At 59.1% G+C, this 21,144-nt stretch carries 23 protein-coding genes; 7 read left to right on the top strand and 16 right to left on the bottom strand.

Translation table 11 applies throughout. The features are described from left to right. Window positions 1-2 precede the first annotated feature (2 nt). From virB9 to LOL23_RS17735, 5 genes are all read right to left on the bottom strand, one after another. Window positions 3-854 (bottom strand): P-type conjugative transfer protein VirB9, encoded by an 852-nt coding sequence (gene virB9, locus LOL23_RS17755; RefSeq protein ID WP_160979404.1) that lies wholly within the window; start codon window positions 852-854, stop codon window positions 3-5. Between the two features lie 26 nt (window positions 855-880). Then, window positions 881-1,567: a VirB8 family type IV secretion system protein gene (locus LOL23_RS17750; RefSeq protein ID WP_160979406.1), complete on the bottom strand. Its 687-nt coding sequence runs from the start codon at window positions 1,565-1,567 to the stop codon at window positions 881-883. Window positions 1,568-1,570: 3 nt separating this feature from the next. Further along, window positions 1,571-1,708, bottom strand: a complete 138-nt coding sequence (locus tag LOL23_RS17745) for a conjugal transfer protein (protein ID WP_160979408.1) — start codon at window positions 1,706-1,708, stop codon at window positions 1,571-1,573. Window positions 1,709-1,784: 76 nt separating this feature from the next. Then, the gene (locus LOL23_RS17740; protein ID WP_237174007.1) at window positions 1,785-2,627 is read right to left on the bottom strand and encodes a TrbL/VirB6 family protein; all 843 of its coding nucleotides are present in this window, start codon (window positions 2,625-2,627) and stop codon (window positions 1,785-1,787) included. 119 nt (window positions 2,628-2,746) lie between these two features. After that, on the bottom strand, window positions 2,747-3,451 hold the full coding sequence (locus LOL23_RS17735) for a TrbJ/VirB5 family protein (protein ID WP_160979412.1): 705 nt from the start codon (window positions 3,449-3,451) through the stop codon (window positions 2,747-2,749). 142 nt (window positions 3,452-3,593) lie between these two features. Between LOL23_RS17735 and LOL23_RS17730 the strand changes: the two genes are divergently transcribed. Further along, window positions 3,594-4,805, top strand: a complete 1,212-nt coding sequence (locus LOL23_RS17730; RefSeq protein ID WP_160979414.1) for a Shedu immune nuclease family protein — start codon at window positions 3,594-3,596, stop codon at window positions 4,803-4,805. Between the two features lie 65 nt (window positions 4,806-4,870). Here the strand turns inward: LOL23_RS17730 and LOL23_RS17725 are convergent, their stop codons facing one another. From LOL23_RS17725 to LOL23_RS17685, 9 genes are all read right to left on the bottom strand, one after another. After that, window positions 4,871-5,251 (bottom strand): hypothetical protein, encoded by a 381-nt coding sequence (locus LOL23_RS17725; RefSeq protein WP_160979416.1) that lies wholly within the window; start codon window positions 5,249-5,251, stop codon window positions 4,871-4,873. Window positions 5,252-5,442: 191 nt separating this feature from the next. Further along, a complete protein-coding gene (locus LOL23_RS17720) occupies window positions 5,443-5,988 on the bottom strand; it encodes a hypothetical protein (RefSeq protein WP_160979418.1) in 546 nt (181 codons plus the stop codon). Between the two features lie 9 nt (window positions 5,989-5,997). Beyond that, window positions 5,998-8,442, bottom strand: coding sequence for a VirB4 family type IV secretion/conjugal transfer ATPase (locus LOL23_RS17715; RefSeq protein ID WP_160979420.1), 2,445 nt, complete (start codon window positions 8,440-8,442; stop codon window positions 5,998-6,000). An 11-nt stretch (window positions 8,443-8,453) separates the two neighbouring features. After that, complete coding sequence (locus LOL23_RS17710) at window positions 8,454-8,774, bottom strand: VirB3 family type IV secretion system protein (protein WP_160979422.1); 321 nt, start codon at window positions 8,772-8,774, stop codon at window positions 8,454-8,456. 3 nt (window positions 8,775-8,777) lie between these two features. Then, window positions 8,778-9,098: a TrbC/VirB2 family protein gene (locus tag LOL23_RS17705; protein ID WP_160979424.1), complete on the bottom strand. Its 321-nt coding sequence runs from the start codon at window positions 9,096-9,098 to the stop codon at window positions 8,778-8,780. A gap of 83 nt (window positions 9,099-9,181) precedes the next feature. Continuing rightward, window positions 9,182-9,844, bottom strand: a complete 663-nt coding sequence (locus tag LOL23_RS17700; protein ID WP_160979426.1) for a lytic transglycosylase domain-containing protein — start codon at window positions 9,842-9,844, stop codon at window positions 9,182-9,184. A 10-nt stretch (window positions 9,845-9,854) separates the two neighbouring features. Then, window positions 9,855-10,526 (bottom strand): TrbM/KikA/MpfK family conjugal transfer protein, encoded by a 672-nt coding sequence (locus LOL23_RS17695; protein WP_160979428.1) that lies wholly within the window; start codon window positions 10,524-10,526, stop codon window positions 9,855-9,857. A gap of 50 nt (window positions 10,527-10,576) precedes the next feature. Beyond that, window positions 10,577-10,867, bottom strand: a complete 291-nt coding sequence (locus LOL23_RS17690) for a plasmid mobilization protein (protein ID WP_160979430.1) — start codon at window positions 10,865-10,867, stop codon at window positions 10,577-10,579. A gap of 13 nt (window positions 10,868-10,880) precedes the next feature. Further along, entirely contained in the window at window positions 10,881-11,882 is a 1,002-nt protein-coding gene (locus tag LOL23_RS17685) for a virulence RhuM family protein/type II toxin-antitoxin system death-on-curing family toxin (protein ID WP_160979432.1), read from the bottom strand. A 670-nt stretch (window positions 11,883-12,552) separates the two neighbouring features. On the opposite strand from LOL23_RS17685, the gene LOL23_RS17680 reads away from it, so the two are divergent. The 6 genes from LOL23_RS17680 (at window position 12,553) to LOL23_RS17655 (ending at window position 18,826) form a co-directional block, all read left to right on the top strand. Beyond that, a complete protein-coding gene (locus tag LOL23_RS17680) occupies window positions 12,553-13,476 on the top strand; it encodes a LysR family transcriptional regulator (protein ID WP_237174006.1) in 924 nt (307 codons plus the stop codon). Between the two features lie 395 nt (window positions 13,477-13,871). Continuing rightward, the gene (locus LOL23_RS17675) at window positions 13,872-15,062 is read left to right on the top strand and encodes a CaiB/BaiF CoA transferase family protein (protein ID WP_160979436.1); all 1,191 of its coding nucleotides are present in this window, start codon (window positions 13,872-13,874) and stop codon (window positions 15,060-15,062) included. After that, complete coding sequence (locus LOL23_RS17670) at window positions 15,062-16,066, top strand: hydroxymethylglutaryl-CoA lyase (RefSeq protein ID WP_237174005.1); 1,005 nt, start codon at window positions 15,062-15,064, stop codon at window positions 16,064-16,066. The genes LOL23_RS17675 and LOL23_RS17670 overlap by 1 nt, the downstream gene beginning before the upstream one ends. A gap of 88 nt (window positions 16,067-16,154) precedes the next feature. Then, window positions 16,155-17,120, top strand: coding sequence for a Bug family tripartite tricarboxylate transporter substrate binding protein (locus LOL23_RS17665; RefSeq protein ID WP_160979440.1), 966 nt, complete (start codon window positions 16,155-16,157; stop codon window positions 17,118-17,120). A gap of 35 nt (window positions 17,121-17,155) precedes the next feature. Continuing rightward, window positions 17,156-17,806, top strand: a complete 651-nt coding sequence (locus LOL23_RS17660) for a class I SAM-dependent methyltransferase (RefSeq protein WP_160979442.1) — start codon at window positions 17,156-17,158, stop codon at window positions 17,804-17,806. 132 nt (window positions 17,807-17,938) lie between these two features. Next, entirely contained in the window at window positions 17,939-18,826 is an 888-nt protein-coding gene (locus LOL23_RS17655) for a DMT family transporter (protein ID WP_160979444.1), read from the top strand. A 156-nt stretch (window positions 18,827-18,982) separates the two neighbouring features. Here the strand turns inward: LOL23_RS17655 and LOL23_RS17650 are convergent, their stop codons facing one another. Together LOL23_RS17650 and LOL23_RS17645 are read right to left on the bottom strand one after the other, a co-directional pair. After that, window positions 18,983-19,963 carry a Bug family tripartite tricarboxylate transporter substrate binding protein gene (locus LOL23_RS17650; protein WP_160979446.1) on the bottom strand — a complete coding sequence of 327 codons (981 nt, stop codon included), beginning with the start codon at window positions 19,961-19,963 and terminating at the stop codon, window positions 18,983-18,985. 31 nt (window positions 19,964-19,994) lie between these two features. Then, window positions 19,995-21,104, bottom strand: a complete 1,110-nt coding sequence (locus tag LOL23_RS17645; RefSeq protein WP_160979448.1) for a 4-oxalomesaconate tautomerase — start codon at window positions 21,102-21,104, stop codon at window positions 19,995-19,997. Window positions 21,105-21,144: the final 40 nt, after the last annotated feature.

Genomic DNA, 21,144 nt, shown 5'->3' with positions numbered 1-21,144 from the left:
CCTCATGGCGTAATCTCCCGAATCCGCAGCGTTGGCACGGGCGCTGTCGCGCCTTTCACAGTGCGCCGGACGGCGGGGGACGCTGTGCCGGTATGGGCGGGTACTGGGGTCAGGGCAAAGGCTTCGTTATGGATGGCCAGTACCTGGTTGCCCAGGCGCAGATGCCAGCGTGGCGAGGTGCGATGCAGCACCATCGTGCGTTCATCGGCCATGTGATAGTTGGTGATGACTTCCTGACCGTCGGGGGTCACGCGGTATACCGTGGGCATGTCGGTTTCCGGGGGAAATTGCAGCCAGGTATGGCGGCCATCATCCCAGGCGTGAACGGGCGCGATGCTGGCGTTGCCACTGCGGGTGTAGGCCTGCCAGTTCATCGTGCCGGCGGATGCCTGTAACGAGCGCTCAACCGCTGCCTTCTGTGCAGCCTGTGCCTTCATGCGGGCCTCTACTTCCGGGTAGCGCATCACCAGCTTGTAAAGGGCTGGGGCGCTGCGGTCGTGGCTGTAGGACAGCCGGAAGCTGTATTCGCGCCGGTCGGTGATGACAATGAGGTTGGTGTCGGCGTCTTCGGCGGTGGGCTTGAAGAACAAGTGGTGGTTCTTGTAGGTGAAGGCGTAAGCCTGGCTGTCGCCAAAGACGTGATACTGATAGGTTTCGCCGGGTTCCAGCATGATGTGGGTGGCGACGCCGATCACCGCATCCAGCTGAATCACGTTGGCCGGGTCATAGTTCACATAGCGCACCCGATGATCGAGCCGCGAAGAGCGGGGCGTCTCAAGCGCCCAGGCGCTGGCTGGCAGGGCCAGGCACAGCAGCAGCGTCAGCGCCCGCTTGCGTGGGAAGTGTTCAAGCATGGGGATTCCTTCTGATCCAGGACGGTTCAGCGCGAGAGGTCGGCGGCCAGGTCATAGCGCACAACCTGAAAGCCCAGCGGATTGCGACGGGCGACAGCTTCCGTCAGAGGAACGTCGGCGTACTGGTAGGCCATGGTGGCGATCAGATGCCGCGTCCTGGTGATATTGCCGGTAGAGACTTCGCGTTCCGTCCTGGTGAAGCGCACAATGGCTGCCTGATTGGCGCCCAGGGTGATGGAATGAACCTGAACATCCACCGTCCCCAGGGTGCCAAGGCGCGTGGTTACAGCATCCTGCCCTTCAAAACGCTTACCGTACTGCACTTGAATGGGCGGCGAGGATAGCAGGGCGCAGGTGTCGAATTGCTCCTGGATGGTCTGCCAGCTATAGCCTTCGCAGTTCAGCACGTAGGAGTTCAGGAAATACTTGGCGATGCGCTGACCATAGTCATCCATCGGCTCGCCCAGTGTGCTGACATGCTCGATGCTGCCGGTGGCGTTGTCCACGCGCACCACATACATTTCAGGCGGCTGCTTCAGGGGCGTCAGGCCCGCCACGGAGGCGACGGCGGCAAAGGCGATCAGTCCGGCGCCCATGGCAACCTGCCAGGCGCGCCTGCGGCTGGTGACCAGTTCGCCCAGGTGGTCGCGCTCCAGGCCGCGCGATTGTTCCAGCCAGGCAGCGACGTCTTCAGACTTGAGAGGTTCTGCCACGGTTCAGACTCCTTTGAAAATCGGTGCGCTGGCGTTCACCGGCACACGCGGCCCGTCAGCAGGCTGTGGGGGTTGGGGCGCATGAAAGGCACAGCCGGCCAGCAGCCCGGCCAGCGCCAGGGCGGCAATGAGTTTGTGCATGGGGTGGCTCCTGTCCTGCCGCGTGGGCAGAAGGAAGGGTGTGATGGCCCCGCTTGGGCGGCGGGTGGGGAAAGGCTTACTTGGCGCGCAGGCGCAGCATGCTGCGCAGACGTAGAACAGAGAACGCGCCCCGGGCGGCGGAGCCGACACCGAGTTGAGCGCCGAAGCCGTTGGAGAGGCCGGCGGCAAGGCCGGGGATCAGAATCATGATGACGAGGCTTGCGGCTCCGACCAGAACTTGAGCTCCGAACAGTGAAAGCACGTCGGCCATCCCTGTTTCGATCTGGTCCGCGATCATGCGGATCAGCTGGATGTTGAGTTGCAGGATAAGGCCGAAGACCAGGCCAGCAAGCAAGGCCAGGAAGATAAAATTCAATGCCTGTGAAACCCAGTTATTGAAGAGTGGCTTTGTTGGCTCGAACAACGTCGCGGCGATAAAGAGCGGCCCTGCTGCAACCACCAGTGCCATGCCGACTTTGCAGACCACCACAATGACCATGATGATGCTGCCTACGACTGCTGCATTGATCCGCAACAGCGTCGCCAGGATGCTGACCAGCACTTCCCTGGTGGAAGGCATGAAGTTGTACCAGGGTCGGTCGCTTGCGCCCAGCATGGCATTGGATGCCTCACTGGTCTCGTTCTGCAGCTTATCGACTTCTGCCGCCACGTTGCCTGTGCCGAGCGCGAGCTGGGTGACATCGTCAGGCAGTGCGATCATGGTTTTGGCAATGTCGTTCTGATAAAGGCCGCCGACCCCAAAGATCATGGACACAATCGCCACAAGAATGGCCTTGCGGAAGAACTCGGTGACGGTCATATTGCTCTGACCGTGCATGAGCGCAAACGCATACACAACGAATTGCAGAGTCAGGCCCACCACGATGACCGGCATGAGTGCTTCGAACAGCGCCTGCATCGGCCTGTTGATGGCATCGCTGAGGATGTTTTCGGTTTGCGTCATGACCCATTCAGCTATGTTGCTTGGCGTAGTGGGTGCTGCCACGGAGGGAGTGAGGCTGGCCATGGCATGCCGGCCTATTCAGCCGCGCCGGGAGATGAGTCTGACGCTGGCTTGTTTCCAAACCATCCTCCATAGACTCTTTCAGCCCGTGCCTGCAGCAGTTGTCGTTCCGCATCCAGTTGCTGTGCAGCAAGCTGAATGCGGGTCTGTTCAGCTGAGATATTCGCCTGCTCAATCTGAATTCGCGCCTGCAGTTCAGCAATTTCCTTGGGGTTGGTCGTTTGATTGATCTGATCCTGCAGGGCATCGACGTTGGCCAGCCGCTGAGTCATCGAATCGTAGGCCCGTTCACTCATGGCTTTCGCGGTGGCCTCAATGTTCAGCGACCGTTTTGATAGATCCTGTCTGTCTTCGGCGAAGTTCACTGGGGCCATGACATCATCCGTGATGCGGGAAACATCCGCGTTCAAACCTGAGCTACCGGATCGGTTGAGCAAGTCCTGAGCGTTGGAGGGCAGCGCAGCGCGAAGCTGGTCGCGGATGGCGTAATCATTGGGAATGACACCGTAGCCGCTGGATTGCGTGAATGCGGCAAGCTGCTCCCTGGCTGTCGCCAGTTGATCCGTGAGGCTCTTCAGCTGGTCACGGGCGGTGAGTAGCTGTTCCTGCAGTTGGGCAATGGTCGCGGCATCGACCGTAGGGATGCCGCTGGCGCAGGCAGGGTTCATAAAAACAGCGGCCAGGGCAATGCCCGCCGCAAGATGCTTGTAGCGTGTCATGGGAGATCTCCGGGTGGTAAGAGGAAGACGGTGCCGAGCCCAGTGATGGGCCGAAATGGATGGTTTGTATTGCCGTAGAGGCTTATCATCGACTGTGATGCGTGGGGTTTCACAGCCGGCTGTTTTTCAAATTTTTTATGTCATGAGCGAAGATTACGAATACTTCAAGAATAAGCGACCAGATCGGGTTTATCTCAGTCGAACTCTTTCTCAAAAACAATATCGTCGGAATGATGAGGGGGAGGTTGAAGAGTTTGAGCGACCCTTTCGAATTGTCTCGAAGGTCATTGACTGCCGAGAGTCTCATCAGTTTTTCAAGGACGGTAAGCAAGTTTCACTGCGTGTCACCGACGGTGCTCGTCAGGAAATTATCGCAAAATTTTACGAAGACACGCGAGGAGTTTTCACTCTTCAAATTCAGCGATATACGGTGGAGAGTGGTGCGCCGCATAAAACTCACTTTACGTTTCTTAATCATGAAATCGCTACTTTATACAATTTTCTCCAGAATATAGATGTCCTTCCGATAGCTGATGGTCAAAACACAAGGCTAGATGACAGATTCGTTTCGGAACTTGTGCTCACGCGGGAGCAGGCACTAAATCTTCTCCACTCCCAGCCTGGGCTTGTGGAAGAGTTGGTGAAAACGCAGGTTACAGCGCGAGATGTTGCAGAGCTAGGCCATCGCCGAGAACAGCTTGCCGAATTTGAACGATTGCTTAATGATACGGATCATTTTGAAAATCGGCGAACCGCTTTGGGATTAAACAAAGGGCCTGAATCGGTCTGGCAATCATTTTTTGAACAGAATACTTGGATCTTCGGCTACGGCTTGAACTATGTTTTCAACGCACCTTTGGACGGAGCAAAGCTTGAACGCGTAGTTAAAGGCCACGATTTCACTGGGTCGGGAAAACGTGTTGATGCTCTCCTGAAGACCCAAGGCCTAATCAGCGCATTATCATTTGGTGAAATTAAGACGCACACTGCTAAGTTACTTAAACCTGTTGCCACGGCCTATCGACGGGAGTGCTGGCAAGTTTCCGACGAATTGGCTGGTGGCATTGCCCAGGTTCAACGTTCGGTGCAAGCCTCATTAGGAAGTATTCGTTCTAAGACTGAAATAAAAGACGATAGCGGTGCCCCAACGGGTGAATCGGTGTTTCTATATCAACCACGATCTTTCTTGGTGATTGGCTCATTATCCGAGTTTCATGCAGTACATGGAATTAATGAGGAGCAGTACTCATCGTTCGAGCTCTTTCGGCGCAATCTCAAGTCTCCTGAGGTCATCACATTTGATGAGTTATTTGAGCGAGCGAAGTACATCGTGGAGAGTAGTGGGCAGGAATAATGTTCCAAACTCCCATTCACGTTGTGCTGAAAAGAAAACAGCCAGATGAAATCTGCCAATACAAACTACTGCTTGAAAATGGCGGCTTGGTATTCGGCTTCAGTAATACGGCGAGCTTTCAGGTTGTCAGAGACGATTTCATCGTCAGCTTCTTTGTAGGCAATGTGTGTACTGTCGCCAACGACCAGGATATTGTCTGCACCATTGAGCCTGGCTGGCACAGTATTGGATCGGTATCCGATTTTTCCGAAGTTGTTCCATGCGGTTTCTGTGAACAAGAACGTGTCGTCGTTCCGTTCAATGTGGACCAGGGTCGGAGGGTAGAGACCGTTATCCGAGAACCAATGACCGATAAACTTCTCGCCCTTCGGTTCCGTCTTGCATCCCGCCAGGATGCTCAGTAGGGCGGTGGCTCCGGCAGCGGCGATGAAATGTCTTCGTTTCATTGGGTGTTCCTATGGTGGTCGGTTGTCAGTAAGCCCCTGGCTGCGTTTGTACGCTGCCCAGGCGTCGGCCACGCTGCAAGCGTGTCCGGCAGTTGTAAGCCAGCAAACACGTTCAATAGGTTTCAGATTGTTCCACCAGGCCATGCCGGCTATCTCATCGGCAGTGGGCTGAGTCTGGAGGTAGGGACGGGTTAAAGGCACAGGTCTGGTCCCTCCTGTTCATGCTGCGGCGACGGCCTTAGCGCATGATCGAAGCTGGCGCCGATGAGGTCGCCCACCCGCTGATAATCCTCCGGGGTGGGGCGCTTCCCATTCACTTCATGGACATGCAGGCTGTAATACTTTTGCACACCTTGCTCAAAATAGGCACGATCCTGGCGCGGATGCGTGGATGAAAACCAGATGTCAGGACTCATGCGTGGGTCGCTGCAGGAGAGCTCTGACAGGCCGTAATCCTGGCCGTGTCGTTCGAGGTCGTCTGCATCCACCACTACACGGTCGAGCTCGATGTCACGGGTGTTGGTTTCTCCCGCTTCAAGGTCTTCGTGCGTCCAGTGTTCGCTATAGACCGAGATCAGGAAAGTGTCTTCCGGGCGGTCTTCGTCCGGGCCGTGCAGGCCCAGCCGTGTATAGAAGTCCTGATCTTTCGTTGCCTGGAGATCATCACGAGCCTGTGTCTGGCGTCGCTCTTCATCCAGCGCCTGCTGCTTCTCACGTTCGTTGGCATTGTGTTTCATGGGGTATTCCTATGAAGTGGCCGGGACAATGCGGCCTTTACGAACCGCATCCAGATACACCGGCAACCATTGCGCTGGGTCAGGCCCGGCCTGGGCTACCGCCTGTTCTGCAACCTCTGCCATGTCGGGGCTGCCGGAGAACACCAGCAGTTCGTCTTCGCAGCCTGAGAGGTCCAGCTGTGCCACCGTAACGCTGGAGCCTTGCTTGACGAGAAACTTTCGGCTGGCTTCGCCCAGCGTTTTCAGCAACTCGAACTCAGCCACAGTCAGGCCGAATCCTTCGATGTAGTCACTGGCCTTGGCCCTGGGGTTGGGCAGCAGAATCAGGGTCGCTGTTTGCTGAACCAGTGAAGGGCCAACCGGGTTTTCGGTGATGGCTCCCGGTTCCTGTGTGGCGAAGGCCAGCACACCGTTTTTCTTGCGGATGGTGCGGCTGGCGTCCTGCATGTCATCCTGGAAATGCTTGTCCTTGAGCGGATGCTGGCATTCGTCGTACAGGTTGATGATGCGCCGGCCATCGTGCAGGGCGTCGATGCGGTGCTTCAAATACATGGTGGCCGCGCCGCGTACCGCGTCATCGTCCAGCAGTTCGGTAAGGTCAAAGCCAAAGATGGCCGGTTGGCCGTCATCCGTTGCCAGGCTCAGCTGATCTGCCGGGTTGTCGAACACCCAGCCGTATTCACCGCCCCGGCACCACGGTGCCAGGCGTGCGTGAATGGTGCTGGTGCTGTCGTCCTCGCTATAAGGGTTGGGCAGCAAGGTGTTCAGGGTGGACAGCGTGCGGGCTTCGCGGTCGATCAGCGTGGTCAGCTGCTGCACGGCCTGGGTAATGTCGGCATGTTGTCGGGTGGTGACCGCTTCCCCCCGGCGTTCGGCCAGGAAAACAACCAGCCGCACCATGAAGGCCACGTTGCCTTTCGTAGGTTCCATCTGAAATGGGTTCCAGCCGGTGGATTCGCCAAGGCGGATATTGAAATAGCGCCCTCCCAGCGCCATGATGAGAATTTGCATGCCCTGGTCTTTGTCCCACACCACACACGTTGCGCCGAACTTCTGTGCTTGGGTCAGCAGCATTCCCTGCAGCACGGTTTTTCCGGTGCCGGTCATGCCGATAATCATGGTGTTGCCCGGGCGTCGCTTGCCGGTTTCGTCCAGGTCTTCCACCGAAGCATGGAAGTTGAAGAAGAACGGGCTGCCGGTTTGCGTCTTGAGCATGGTGACGGCTGGCCCCCAGGGGTTGCCAGCGGGCTTGCCCGTCAGTTGGTTATGTAGACTGGAGAAGCACAGGAAGTTGAGCGACGTGATTGGCACCGGACGCGGACGCCAGTGCCAGTTGCCAGGCAGCTGCGCCCAGAAGCCAGCTTCCAGGGCTTTTTCCAATGGCCTGAAGCCGATGGCTTCTTCGGCCAGGGCGGTGGCTGTATGCGCCAGTGCCTGGCGCACGCCTTCAGCCGTGTTGCCATAAAGGAGCAAGGTGGCGTGGTGGTCGCCCAGACCAAGACGGCCGGAAGTGAGGTCATCCATGGCCTGAGTCAGCTGGCCTACCTGGCTGCCGGCATCATCGCCGGAATCTACCAGCAGCTTTTGATGGCGTTTCACCAGCTTCTTTGCGGCGGCTCCGGTGTGACTGCCCCAGGACTGGGTCAGCACAAACTCGTGCGGCAGGCCCAGCAACCGATCCAGATGGCCGGGCTTGCTGGCTTCCGGGTAATCGCGCAGCTCCATCATGCCGAAGATGCGCGAGTCTGCCACGGTACGCAGTTCTCCAAGCTCACCATGTTTGCCGAAGATGGGCCGGGCATAGGGGAGAGTGTCGCGTAACCGTTCCCGCGAAACCGGTACAGGCCGATGACGCCCCGAAAGCACAAAGCCCAGGAACTCAGCGGTTTCACTGAAGGCAAAGCCATTGCGATCCACAATCCCCAGCGTCTGCGGGTCGTAGCGGTACAGGCCCGCTTTGAGGGTACGCAGTATGTCGCTCAGGCGGGCGATGGATTCCGCCTGCCAGTGCGCGATGCGCTGGCTGTCGGCCTTTTCCAGACTGGCGAAGGTGCCAAGTATCGGATCCTCTACCGGGTGAACCAGCACTGACAGGTACAGGTCATTCATCATCAGGCCGCTTGCATCGAAGGTGGCGCGGTACGCTGCATCGAACCGGGAGGCGAAGGGTTGGCTGAAGGTGCTTTCCGGGTATTCGGTGACGCGGCGGCGGATGATGTGGGAATAGAAGCCGACCAATCCCATGGGCAGGCCGCGCAGCACGTTATGCAGGGCTTCAATCCATTCCTTCAGTTCCTCCAGGGCGTAGGCGTCGGGCGCACGCCCTGCCACCTTGATGACGGCCAGGTACTCGTGGTTGTCGCAGGCGATGATCTGATCTGTGACATGGTGGGAATAGGGCAGATAACGTGAAACCCGCCGTTCGTCCACGGCGAGAGTGGCTGCAGCAGTCATGGTGGCGTCCTTTATCGGATGAGCGCGCGCCAGGGGCGGCGCCGGTGGTAGCCGTGCAGGGCGTAGCTGGAACCTTTCCAGAAACGCTGGTTGCGGTTGCGTTTACGGGTCTTGAGTTCCAGCCAGAGCACGTCCAGGGCTTTGTCGTCGTCGCGGGTGAGGATGGCCAGGGTAGGCATGACCACGAACAAGAGTCCCCACCAGGCTAGGCCCGCCGTCATGGCGATCATCGCGACAACGGCGAAGGCACCCAATAACAGCCGTGTGGGAATCCCCATGAAGGTGGCCTTGCGGCCCAGCCCCTTGAAGACGGGGTAGGTGTGATTGTTCATGGCTTATTTCCAGAGCAGCACAACCAGTTCAGCGGCTGAGCCGGCCAGCAGCACACCGATGCCCCAACGGATGGCGTCATCCTTGCGCATGACCTCTGCGGAATACAGCACAAAGATGATGATGCCGATGATGATGGCGGCAATCGGCAGGATGACATCCAGGTTGTCGCGCAGGGTCTGCAGCGTGGTCTGCGCCCTGGACAGCCCGCCGATGGATTGAGCCGATGCAGCCTGAGTGATGCTGAACAGCAGCAGGGCTGTCCTCCATCTGTTGAGAATACGCAGGCGCTGCGTAGCGTTTCTGAAGTGATTCAGTAGTGACATGGAAAGACTCCTGCCCCAGACGCCGGGCGGCGCAGGGGTGACAGTGAAAAGGGAAATAGGGTTGCCGGCCTAGTGAGCCGTGGTCAGGCGTCGGAACGCTGATCGGGCTCAGGGTCGGGCGTCTGAGCAAAACCATCAGTCGCCGGGTTGGAGGTGAAACCATCGGGTGTGCCGTGTGGCGCTTCAGGCTGTGGCTTCTGCCTGGGCTTCTCTGAGGGCTGGGCCGGTGTGCCGGTCGCAGCCGCGGATGTCGTATCGTCGGCAAGCGGCACCAGGGCAGGTACCTTGATGCCCGCCTGGGTCAGCACTTTCCCCACATAGCCGTTGGTAAAGCCACGGCTGAAATTGCCGGTGTTGTAGCAGGACAGCGCGGCGCGCAGCGCCTGCTGCGGGTCTTTGTGCGTGGGTAAGGCTCGGGTGTAGCAGTCAGCCAGCACGGTCTGGGCTGCCGTCAGATTGCGGCAGGGGTCAAACACGGTCGTGGCATCCAGCTTCAGCCATGCCCAGTTGCGCACATTGATCTGGCCCAGCCCGGCATCGAAGTCGATGCCCTGGTCAATCAGTGATTGCGCTGCGGCGGTGGCTTCCTCCAGGCTGCGAGGTTGACGCTTCAGTTGGTGGCCCTTGCGATTGACGCCGATGGCGTACTGCTGCACTCTGGATTCATGTTTGACCACGGCATGCAGTGTGACCGGGTGAATATCGGGAGCGCAGGCAAGAGCCAGGGCGGCGAGTTCTGCAAGCATGGTGGCGTCCTCAGTTGTCGCTGCGGTGCCTGGGGTCGGTCAGCGAGAAGTTCCAGCCGCTGGCCCACTGCCCCGTGTGCTCAGCCTCCCACCTTGCCTGTGCCGCGTTGTAATCCTCAGCCTTGATCCAGTAGCCGCCCATGGCCGGCCTGCCCACATACCGGACAGACAGTTCATAGGTCCAGGCGTGATCGTTGTAGACCACACAATAAGCGGGCAGCTGTGTGAGCGTGACCGTGCGAAGGGGATGCACTTCGTAGACGGGTTCGTCGCTGTCGCCGCCATAGCGGTAGCCGCGTTTACGCCATTTGTAGGCAGTACCGGCGTAGTTGCTATTCAGGAAGCCTGCATCACATTTGCCTGCCCCTCGGGCAATGGCGTCGATGCGCTGCGCCATGCCATTTTCACGGGAAGCCGGACACTCTGACAGGAAAGCCCGTCTGGCCGCTACCGTCGCAGACCAGTCCAGGCCGCGCTTGTTGTACTTCTTTATGTCGAAATAATGATTCAGCGACGGGCTGCATTCGCCAGGGCGCAGGCTGGATGACAGGCATAGCGTCGCTTCGCAGGCTAGGCGGGGAATGCCTGTCAGCAGCTCAATGGTGCCGTTCGCGTGGGCAACAGGAGCCAGGACGCAGGCAAGCGCCAGCGCCCCAGCCCTCAGGGCGGGAAGGGTGTGCATGGGGAGTCTCCGGGAGTAGGGTGGAGCGTGCGGCCAGTTGGCCTGGGTTATCAGCGCTGCTGCAGCGTCTGTTGTGCGATGGCGAGATGTTCAGGCTTGGCCATGGCCCGCAGTAGGTGGGCGCTTTCAATAGCAGCCAGGCGGGTATCGCGCAGCTGGCCCAGATCGGCGACGACCTTGCGTAGTAGCGTAAGTTCTTCTTGCAGCGTGTCGTCGGCGGAAAGCCGTCGCCTTATATAGTTAGAGAGGGATAGCCCGGACAGGGCGGCGGCTTCGCCTAGGCGCGCAGCATGGGACGAGGTCACCCGGATACGGATGACCTCGGAAAGAGGTTCGTTCATGGGTGCTCCCTTGCTATGGGTTTGTTCTGATCTGGGTGGGTGCCAGCATGTTTTCAATCAGGCGGATCATCACTTCTTTTGACTTCGGATCGGACTCCGCCACCAGCAAGGCCAGAGCAGCCAGGCCGACATCATTGATGACGGGTTCGCCGTCCCGCAGCAGACGGTCGTTGCGGGCCAGGAAGTCCACGAACAGATAGGAGCCGATGCGTTTGTTGCCGTCTGAGAATGGGTGATTCTTGATGACAAAGTACAGCAGGTGGGCGGCCTTGGATTCCACGGTGGGGTAGGCAGGTTCGCCGAACACGGATTGATCAAGGTTACCCAGGACGGCAGCCAAGCCACCTTCGCGTTCGTTGCCGAACAGGGCCGTGGCTTCCTTGCGGGCCATGAGATCGGCCTTCAGCCGCGCAATGCCGTTGCGGGCCTCGTCAGTAGATGGAAGCGTCCCGCCAGGGCTGCCCAGTGGCTCGGCCAGCAGACCTTCGTCATAGCGCTGCAGCCACAGAAAGGTGTGGGTGTAGCGGGCAATGACATCCAGCAGGCCGCGTCCTTGGTCGGTGGTTAGGGCGTCGCCGGCTGCGGCTTTCTTCACCAGAGTCAGGGCGGCTTCCAGTTCGGCGGCGTTCTGTTCGAAGCGCTGGCGATTCAGGGTGTAGCCTTGGGTCAGGTGTTCTCGTAGAACGGTGGTAGCCCATTGGCGGAACCGGGTGGCGCGGGTGGAGTTGACCCGATAGCCTACGGAAATGATGGCGTCCAGACTATAGTGCTTCAGGCTGCGTTTAACCTGGCGCTTGCCTTCCGTTCGAACTACTAAGAAATCCTTAGTAGTTGCCGGTTCGGAGAGTTCTTCAGCATCGTAAATGTTCTTCAGGTGCATCAGCACGTTTTCTGGAGAGGTGTCGAATAGCTCGGACATCTGTCTTTGGGTCAGCCAGATAGTCTCACCTTCCAGCCGCACTTCCACCTGTCCGGCTTCTCCTTCAAAAATGACCAATTGCTGTGTGTCGTCCATTCGTGTTCCGATGTGCGATGTGTAGGTTCATTATCGTCCAGGGTGGTACATTTGCTATGATTTCAATCTATCTGGGTCAAGCATTTTTCACCATTTCGAATGGGGCCATATTTGGGGCCATGTGAACTCTGTGTATTAAGAACAGAGTTGATTTGTAAAGATAAAAATCAAAAATACATGTTTTGATCGACAACATGTAATCAGTGCTGAACTGATACAATAGCGTTCTGAAAAGCCCCGTCCTCATAATAGAGGATGGGGCTTTTTGCTGTCAGAGGTCTGTAGCCACACTCGGTTTATGGGGACGGGCGTACGCGCCCACCCTGAATATTAGTTAATCTGAGGAGATAATCGATTATGAAGAGACTCGTTACGGCCTTTGGACTTTCGCTGGCCTACGCCGCGTCCACGCGTTGCAATCCGATCCATCATCTATGCCAAAAGTTTCCGCATCCTCTCCGCGATAAATACCTGAAGTAAACTCAAGCGACCGTTCTTCGCTTCAACCGATCGTTCACTGTGATGGCCGTTCTTTACGCCACATGAAGGCGCTGGCGGTGCCTGGCCGCGACGTGTTCAATGAATGGCGTAGCAGTCCAGCAAAAAGCACCCAGCAAGGAGCGCCAGAACGCACTGCAGGGAAATTGCAATCGCAAAGCAGCCCGGCGCAATGAAATACGACATTCAGACACTCAAGATATTTGTCAGTGTGGCCCAGGAAGGGTCGATTGCCGCGGCGGCGGAGAAGGCGCATACCGTGGCGTCGGCGGTCAGCAAGCGGGTGTCGGATCTGGAGCGCGCCATTGGTGCAGAGCTGTTCTTCCGGCACCGGCGCGGTGTAACGCTGACGCAGGCAGGTGCGGAGCTGCTTCAGCATGCCGGCAAGGTGCTCGCCGAATTGGCAGCGTTGGACGGAGCGATGAGCAACTATGCCAACGGTGTCAAAGGGCAGGTGCGTCTGGTGGCCAACACGTCGGCCATCGTGCAGTTTTTGCCCGAGGATCTGTCCGCCTTTCTTCTTATGCATCCTACGGTCAAGATCGATCTGGAGGAGCACGTGAGCGAGGATGTACACAAGCTGGTGGCAAGCGGTGCGGCGGACCTGGGGATATTGGTGCCGCAGCGGCCACTCGATGGCCTGGACGGCTGGCTGTATCGCACAGATGAGTTGATGCTGATGATGCCGCCGGGGCATCCGCTGGCTGCGCGGGAAAGCGTGCGTTTTGTCGATACGCTGCAATATGACTATGTTGGCCTGCCTCGAGGCACTTCGCTGTGCGACATGCTGGTGGCGGCAGCGGCTGGCTTGGGGATGCCGCTCAGGCTGCGTATGCAAGCCACCAGTTTCGACGGTTTGCGTCGCATGGTGGCGCACAACCTCGGTATTGGTATTCTGCCCAGGGGTAGTGTGGAGTCGTTTCTGCACGCCGAGGGGCTGGTGGCGCGGCCGCTGGCCGAGCCCTGGGCACGCCGCAATCTGATGCTGATCGGTCGGCCGGCGGCTGCGCTGCCGTTGATCGCGCGCCTGCTGCGCGAGCATCTGGCGCATGGCGAGCAACTGGCCCATGGCGGGGCGGAACTCGCCGTCCGTTGATTGTTGTGCGGCTCCATATGTCTATGGCTTGCGATGGGGGAAAGGCGGCGATGCCGGTAGCCGTGCACCGCGCGGTATACGCCTGCTGTTCCTTGAGGGCACGTCAAAAACAGGGAATGGTTTCGCACTTACTAGGGAAATCCCCAATTAAAGACGTTTTTACCATCTTGATATGAGATGGCTGTGCTTCCAAATGATTGCTTCACAGGATTCGTCCTGCTTCTTATGATGCTTTTGTTGCGCGACGTTCGTGCGCAAGGTGCAAGGCCGCACCGTGTTGCGTTGCGCAGCGTCGATTTGCGCAGCGCGGGCTTGTGCTACCGCCTTCTGCGGCCACTCTGATCGCAGCACATCACACTATTTCACTTCACATCAAGCGCGTAGGAAATCGCAGCATGAATCAAAGACCTCTGGATGGCATTCGTGTCGTCGAAATGGGCAGCCTCATTGCGGGGCCCTTTGCCGGCAAAACGCTGGGCGACTTTGGCGCCGATGTCATCAAAATCGAGCCGCCAGGGCAGGGCGACCCGCTGCGTTCCTGGCGTACGGACGAGGGCACCACCTCAATGTGGTGGCATGTGCAGGCACGCAATAAAAAGTCTGTCGCACTCGATCTGCGCAAGGCGGAGGGGCAGGCCGTTGCGCGCTCGCTGATTCTGCAGGCGGACGTGGTGATCGAGAACTTTCGCCCTGGAACGATGGAGAAATGGGGCCTGGATTATGCGTCGCTTGCCAATGAAAACCCCGGCCTGATCATGCTGCGCATCTCGGGCTACGGCCAGACCGGGCCGATGCGGGATCTGACGGGTTATGGCGTGGTGGCCGAGGCGATGGGCGGCCTGCGCTACATTACGGGCGAGCCGGGCAAGGCGCCGGTGCGGCCGGGCATCAGCATTGGCGATTCGCTGTCGGCGCTGCACGGCGTTATCGGCATCATGATGGCGCTGTATCATCGCGATGCGCGGGGAGGCTCGGGGCAAGTTATTGATGTGGCGCTGTACGAGTCTGTCTTCAACATGATGGAAGGCGCGGTGCCCGAGTTCGACCGTTACGGCGTGCTGCGCGAACCCGCCGGTGGGGCGATACAGGGTATTGCACCGACCAATGCCTACCCGGCGAAAGACGGCTATTTTCTGATTGCGGGCAACGGCGACAGTATCTTCCAGCGGCTCATGTCACTGGTCGGCCGCGACGATATGGCCAACGATCCGGTGCTTGCGCGCAATCCAGGGCGGGTGGCCAATATGGCAGGCATCGACGCCGCCATCGCCGCGTGGACCAGTGAGCGCACCATCGACGAAGCCTTGGAGGCGCTGGGGAAGGCGGGTGTGCCGTCGGGGCGTATCTTTACCATCAAGGATATCATCGGCAATGCGCAATACCGGGCGCGTGAGATGATTTGCGACATCGCGCTCGAAGACGGCTCCTCGCTTAAGGTGCCAGGCGTGGTGCCTAAATTGAGCGCAACCCCGGGTGCTTTCGACGGCGGTGGGCCACGCTTGGGGCAGCATACAGAACAAGTACTGCGCGAGGCGGGGTTCGATGACGATCAGATCGCCCGGCTCAAACAGTTGGAGGTGATCTGATGGATGCCGGCAATCACACGGGCGAGGGCAGTTCATGGCTGGCGGGGGCGCCGCGCCGCGTTTACGTCAATGACGTATCGATGCGGGATGGGCTGCAGATTGAGCCAGTGTTCGTGCCCACCGACGAAAAGATCGCATTGATCAATGCATTGAGCCGTACCGGCCTGGCCAAGATCGAAGCAACGTCCTTTACCTCCCCCAAGGCGATTCCCGCCCTGCGCGACGCGGAAGCGGTGATGCGTGGTATCGAGCGCATGCCCGGTGTTGCCTATGTGGCGCTGGTGCCCAATATGCGTGGCGCTGAGCGTGCCCAGGAATGCGGGGTGGACGAAATCAACCTGGTGATGTCCGCCAGTGAAACCCATAACCTGGCCAATCTGCGCATGACGCGCAAGCAATCGGCCACGGTGCTGGGGCACATCGTTGACCGGATGGCTGGTCAGACGGCTGTGAATGTTTCTATTTCGACGGCCTTCGGCTGCCCAATGGAAGGTGATGTGCCACCCGAGGAGGTTCTTCGCCTGGGGGATTATTTCGCTGACCGCGGCGCCCAGGGTATTACCCTCTGCGATACCACCGGCATGGCCAACCCTGCGCAGGTTGACGCCCTCTGCCGAGGCTTGGCGCAACGCTGGAAGGGCCTGGCACTAACCCTGCATTTTCACAACACCCGTGGCATGGGGCTGGCCAACGTCATCGCCGGCCTGGCTGCTGGTATCGACCGTTATGATGCTTCGTTGGCAGGGCTAGGCGGTTGCCCTTATGCGCCGGGCGCGACGGGCAACATATGCACCGAAGATCTCGTACATATGCTGGCCTGCATGGCGCTGCAAACTGGCGTAGACCTAGACCGGCTGGTCGCCTGTGCGCGCCAGATGGCCGACATGGTTGGGCACGACGTGCCCGGGCAGGTCATGAAGGCGGGCAAATCTGGCAAGCGTTTCCCGCCGCCTCCCGATCTTGCGCAAATTCGCGAGCGAGCGTTGGCGAGGGAGGAAGGCTGATCCCGTGCGGTATATGCTCGTCTGGTGTCGTAAGTTTTGTTGTTCCTGTAGTACCAACTCCATGATAAAGAAAGGGAGAGTAGGAGACATGATCAAAAACAAGATTGCCATTACGCTGGCTGCTGCCATGCTGGCGACCGCCGGCGCTGCGGCGCACGCGGCCTATCCCGACAAACCGGTCACCATGATCGTGGGTTTCAGCCCCGGGGGTTTCACCGACGTTGTTGCGCGGTTGATCTCGAGGCATTTGGAAGCGCGTCTGGGCCAGACTTTCGTGGTAGAGAACAAGCCCGGCGCCGCCGGCACGATTGCGGCTGACCTGGTGGTGCGCGCCAAGCCCGACGGCTATACGCTGCTCATGGGGCACTCGAATTCCAACGCGACGGCGCCAGCCCTTTATAAGAATCTGCCTTACGATGTAAACAAAGACTTCACACCGATTGCCATGGTTGCCAGCACACCGTTGATCCTGACGGTCACGCCCAAACTGGGGGTGAAGAATATGGATGAGTTCATGGCGCTGGCCAGGAAGGGTGGTTTGCGCTATGCCTCTTCGGGTGTGGGCAGTTCCCAGCATCTGGCAGCGGCGCAATTTGCCAAGGCTGCCGATGTAAAGTTGCTGCATATCCCCTACAAGGGCAGCGCACAAGCATTGAACGACCTGCTGTCCGGCGAGGTTGACATGAATGTCGATTCACCGCCGCTTATGGTGCCCAATATCAAGGCCAGTAAACTCATTGGCATTGCTGTGGTCAGCCCCTCACGCATCCCCCTGCTGCCCGATGTGCCCACCATGAAGGAGGTTGGCTATCCGGCAGTGACCATGGGGCAGTGGTTCGGGGTTCTGGGGCCGGCTGGGATGCCCGCGGAAGTGACCACACAGTTGAACAAAGAGATCAATGAGATCCTCAAACTGCCCGAAGTTGAGAAAGTGCTGGCAGACAAGGGCGCTGCGGCGGGCGGCGGCTCGGCATCCGCCTTTGCCACGCAGATCCGCGAGGATACCGTGGCGATCCAGAAAGTCGTGGATGAGGCCGGCATCAAGATCGAGTAAGCTTGGGGAGTCGACGGCTTCCATATTGCATGCCCATGACACTCGATGAAGAAACCCTGCGCCGGATCACCGCGTTGACGATTGCGCATTACAACGACAATGCGCAATCGTTTCGCGCCGGTACGCAGGATCATGATGTCAGCCAGAATATTGCAGCGTTGCTGCGTCATATCGAAGGCCCTCCGCCCTACACACTGCTAGACCTGGGGTGTGGGCCGGGGCGCGACCTGAAAACCTTCAGTGCGCTCGGGCACCGCGCCATCGGGCTGGATGGCGCCGAGCACTTCGTTGAGATGGCGCGTGCCAGCTCCGGCTGTGAAGTTTTGCAGCAAAACCTGCTCGATCTGGCCTTGCCCGACAGCTACTTTGACGGCATATTCGCGAATGCCGTGCTGTTCCATGTACCCGTGCAGGAGCTGCCGCGCGTGCTGCGGCAATTGCGGGCGTCGCTCAAGCCGCGCGGCGTGTTGTTCAGCTCCAACCCGCATGGGCAGAATCAAGAAGGCTGGAACGGCCCGCGCTACGGGTCTTACCATGATCTGTCCTCTTGGCAGGCATTGCTCGCGGCGGCTGGCTTCGATGAGCTTGAACATTACTACCGGCCTGCCGGGCTGCCGCGCGCGCAACAGCCGTGGCTGGCCAGTGTCTGGCGCCGGCGTGAAGACGAAGGGGTTGCCCCCGCCTGATTGGCTCGGGTATCCGTGCGCCCGGTGGCGTAGCGCGGGCAAGGTGAGCTGCTAAAATCGACATCCATGGCTGATCATGCATATGTGCTCGCATGAATGTAAAACCAAAAATCGGCCACATCGGGAGACAGCATGCTGGCCAAGCAGAACGATGCAGATCAGGACGGGCGCTGTACCGCATTGAGGCTGAGCGCACTGGTTTGTGTGGCCATGCTTTGTTTTGCGGGTAATTCAATTCTCTGCAGGCTGGCGCTCAAGGGCGCGCATATCGACCCGGCCAGCTTCACCTTGCTCCGCATGAGCAGCGGGGCGGCCATGCTGTATATCCTGCTTGGTGTCACTGGCGCAGGTGCACCCGTGCGAGGCAGCTGGCGCGGTGCTTTTGCGTTAATCCTCTACGCCATCACGTTTTCCTTTGCTTATGTCCGGATGGAAGCGGGTACAGGCGCGCTGCTATTGTTTGGCGCGGTGCAGCTCAGCATGATTCTGTATGGCATGCTCAAGGGAGAACGGCTGTCGCTGGCTGGCACAGCGGGTTTGCTGCTGGGTATTTCCGGTTTAGTGTATCTACTGCTGCCAGGTGGCAGCGCACCGCCGCTGGGCAGTGCGGCGCTAATGATCGTGGCCGGGGCGAGCTGGGGGTGGTATTCGATATTGGGTAAGGGCGTCGCAGATCCGCTTGCGGAAACCACTGGTAATTTTCTGCGCGCAGTGCCGTTTGCTCTAGCCTGTGCGTTACCATTTTTGGCTGTGCTGAACACCGATCTGGAAGGCGCTATGTATGCCGTGTTGTCGGGGGCGGTGGCATCGGGTATGGGCTATGCGCTGTGGTATGGCGCCATGCGCGAACTATCGGTGTTGAAAGCCAGTACGGTGCAGTTGAGTGTGCCGGTAATCAGTGTGCTGGCCGGCATCGCTCTGCTGGATGAAATACTGACGCTGCGCATCGTCGCGGCGTGCGCCCTGGTACTGGGCGGCATTGCGATAGTGCTTGTGAGTCGGCAGCGGCGGGCCGCTTGAACGCAGCCTGCACGTTGCGCCCCTCAATGGCATTAGCCAGTTGAAGTCGGGCGCATTCGGGCAGCTGCGGGCCGGGGTGCTACTTTGTCCGTGTAGACAAAGCGCGTGAACCGGCCTGATTGGTCGGTTCACGCGCGGCCTGAACGAGGCGCTCTCTCAGTTGACCTGCATGCCCGTCTGCGCGACCACCTTCTTCCATTTGATGAGGTCGGAAGAAACCAGTTGCGCCAGCGCATCGGGCGTGCCTGGCCGCACTGTCGCCCCCTGTGCGATGAACTTGCGTTTGACTTCCGGGTCGTTCAGCGCGGTGTTCAATGCCTGATTAAGGCGTTGAACGACAGGGGCGGGCGTGCCGGCGGGCGCAAACATGGCGTACCACTGATCCACGGCTACATCCACGCCCAGTTCCTTGAGAGTGGGCAAGTCCGGAAACACGGGCGATCGTTCCTCGCCAGCTACGGCCAGTGCCCGTACTGCACCGTTCTTGATGTGGGGTTCGGCGCTGAACAGGCTGGGGAACATGACCTGCGTGGTGCCGCCTATCGTATCCATCATGGCTGGGTTGGAACCCTTGTACGGGATGTCCTGCATCTGTGTGCCGGTGGCCAGATTGAACAAGGCGCCTGCGGCATGCGGTGCGGTGCCGGTGCCCGCGGATGCATAGTTGATATTGGCGCCGGGCTTGCGTGCCAGCGCGATCAGTTCTTGAACGTTGGCAGCAGGCAGATCCTTGTTGACGATCAGCAGAGTAGGAGAGGTGGCTACTTCGCCGATCGTAGCAAAATCTTTGATCGGATCGTAACGCAGCTTTTGTATCGCCGGGTTGATGGCGTGGGTGGCGATATAGCCGAACAGAATGCTGTAGCCGTCTGGCTTCTCTCGTGCCACATATTGCGAGGCGATGGCGCCGTTGGCGCCGGGTTTGTTTTCGACGATGACGGGCTGGCCAAGATTAGCGCTCATCTTTTCGGCCAGTATGCGCGCCATAGCATCGTTGCCACCGCCTGGCGCGGTCGGCACCACAATGGTGATTGTGCGGGAGGGGTAGGTGTCGGCGCGTGCCTGGTCGGTGGGCAAAAGTGCCGCCGCAGTGGTGGTCAAGGCGAGTATTGCGCCCGCGATCAGTGTATGCCTCATGGCAGTCTCCGTAATATTTATTGCCGCGTGCTCAGGCAGCGGCGGGCTCTACGTGTTTGCTGCAAGCGGCAGCGTGGTCATCGGAAACGAATACCGTTCCCTTCATGATCTTTCTGGCGGTGCGGATCACGCCTGCGCGAGCGATACGCACATTGTCATCCTTAATGCAAATATCCAGTGCAATCTCAAGGCACCCCGCAGGATGCAGCACGGCAACGCGGCGGTCGTCGTCGTGTATGTCGCACATGCGATGTGTGACAGTGCCTGGAATGGCGAAGCTGCTTGCGACCGCGATGGCCCCGGTGACCGCATGTGCCTTGTGACAGCGGTGTGGCGTTAAATATCGCGACTGCACCGCGCGAGGGCCGGCGGGGCTGGCGATAATCAGTTTGGGGACGACGCTTTCCGAGACATCCCCAAGGCCCATGCGAAGACCCGCTTCGCGCCTCAACGCCTCCAGGCGCGCCAGTAGCGGCCGGTCGGCATCCAGCGCCTCGGGGGCTTCGTTGCCGCGCAGGCCAAAGGACGCAGCATCGACGATCGCTACAGGCATAGCCGCGTCGATGCATGTTACGGCGACACCGTCGATGACATCTATGCGGGCCCCGGTTGGAAACAGCGCGCCGGTTATGCCGCCCTGTACGTCCAGGAAGTTCAGTACGATCGCCGCGCCGGTGCCGGGCACCCCGTCGATACGTGTGTCACCTTCATAATTCACGCGGCCATGTGGCGTCGGTACGGCTGCCTCGACCAGTGTGTTAGTGTTTACATTGAAGATGCGCACGGATGTGATGCCATCGCAAGCCGGCACGAGGCCTTCTTCGATGGCATAAGGCCCCACGCCCGACAGCAGGTTGCCGCAATTGGGGCGTGTGTCCACGGTTTCCTGTTCAATGGCCACTTGGGCGAATAAATAGTCGACATCGCAGCCAGGCCTTTGCGAACGCGACACGATCGCCACTTTGCTGGTCAGCGAGTTGCCGCCACCCAGGCCGTTTACCTGGAGCACATGTGGCGATCCCATGACCTGCAGCAATATGCGATCGCGTTGCGCCGGGTCGGCGGGCAGATCTTCGGCGCGAAAGTAGGGACCCCTGGAGGTGCCGCCGCGCATCATTACACAAGGTATTTCGAGTTCCATGGGCGTATCATGCGACAGTCACACTGATCAGTGAATTGCA

Source organism: Paracandidimonas lactea (assembly GCF_021653995.1).
GTDB lineage: Bacteria > Pseudomonadota > Gammaproteobacteria > Burkholderiales > Burkholderiaceae_B > Allopusillimonas > Allopusillimonas lactea.
This window is presented reverse-complemented; position numbering and strand designations above follow the sequence as displayed.

Coding starts and splice junctions, on each gene's coding strand:
- virB9 (WP_160979404.1), bottom strand. CDS start 854: ATGCTTGAACACTTCCCACGCAAGCGGGCGCTGACGCTGCTGCTGTGC.
- LOL23_RS17745 (WP_160979408.1), bottom strand. CDS start 1,708: ATGCACAAACTCATTGCCGCCCTGGCGCTGGCCGGGCTGCTGGCCGGC.
- LOL23_RS17740 (WP_237174007.1), bottom strand. CDS start 2,627: ATGCAGGCGCTGTTCGAAGCACTCATGCCGGTCATCGTGGTGGGCCTG.
- LOL23_RS17735 (WP_160979412.1), bottom strand. CDS start 3,451: ATGACACGCTACAAGCATCTTGCGGCGGGCATTGCCCTGGCCGCTGTT.
- LOL23_RS17730 (WP_160979414.1), top strand. CDS start 3,594: ATGAGCGAAGATTACGAATACTTCAAGAATAAGCGACCAGATCGGGTT.
- LOL23_RS17725 (WP_160979416.1), bottom strand. CDS start 5,251: ATGAAACGAAGACATTTCATCGCCGCTGCCGGAGCCACCGCCCTACTG.
- LOL23_RS17720 (WP_160979418.1), bottom strand. CDS start 5,988: ATGAAACACAATGCCAACGAACGTGAGAAGCAGCAGGCGCTGGATGAA.
- LOL23_RS17715 (WP_160979420.1), bottom strand. CDS start 8,442: ATGACTGCTGCAGCCACTCTCGCCGTGGACGAACGGCGGGTTTCACGT.
- LOL23_RS17710 (WP_160979422.1), bottom strand. CDS start 8,774: ATGAACAATCACACCTACCCCGTCTTCAAGGGGCTGGGCCGCAAGGCC.
- LOL23_RS17705 (WP_160979424.1), bottom strand. CDS start 9,098: ATGTCACTACTGAATCACTTCAGAAACGCTACGCAGCGCCTGCGTATT.
- LOL23_RS17700 (WP_160979426.1), bottom strand. CDS start 9,844: ATGCTTGCAGAACTCGCCGCCCTGGCTCTTGCCTGCGCTCCCGATATT.
- LOL23_RS17695 (WP_160979428.1), bottom strand. CDS start 10,526: ATGCACACCCTTCCCGCCCTGAGGGCTGGGGCGCTGGCGCTTGCCTGC.
- LOL23_RS17690 (WP_160979430.1), bottom strand. CDS start 10,867: ATGAACGAACCTCTTTCCGAGGTCATCCGTATCCGGGTGACCTCGTCC.
- LOL23_RS17685 (WP_160979432.1), bottom strand. CDS start 11,882: ATGGACGACACACAGCAATTGGTCATTTTTGAAGGAGAAGCCGGACAG.
- LOL23_RS17680 (WP_237174006.1), top strand. CDS start 12,553: ATGAAATACGACATTCAGACACTCAAGATATTTGTCAGTGTGGCCCAG.
- LOL23_RS17675 (WP_160979436.1), top strand. CDS start 13,872: ATGAATCAAAGACCTCTGGATGGCATTCGTGTCGTCGAAATGGGCAGC.
- LOL23_RS17670 (WP_237174005.1), top strand. CDS start 15,062: ATGGATGCCGGCAATCACACGGGCGAGGGCAGTTCATGGCTGGCGGGG.
- LOL23_RS17665 (WP_160979440.1), top strand. CDS start 16,155: ATGATCAAAAACAAGATTGCCATTACGCTGGCTGCTGCCATGCTGGCG.
- LOL23_RS17660 (WP_160979442.1), top strand. CDS start 17,156: ATGACACTCGATGAAGAAACCCTGCGCCGGATCACCGCGTTGACGATT.
- LOL23_RS17655 (WP_160979444.1), top strand. CDS start 17,939: ATGCTGGCCAAGCAGAACGATGCAGATCAGGACGGGCGCTGTACCGCA.
- LOL23_RS17650 (WP_160979446.1), bottom strand. CDS start 19,963: ATGAGGCATACACTGATCGCGGGCGCAATACTCGCCTTGACCACCACT.
- LOL23_RS17645 (WP_160979448.1), bottom strand. CDS start 21,104: ATGGAACTCGAAATACCTTGTGTAATGATGCGCGGCGGCACCTCCAGG.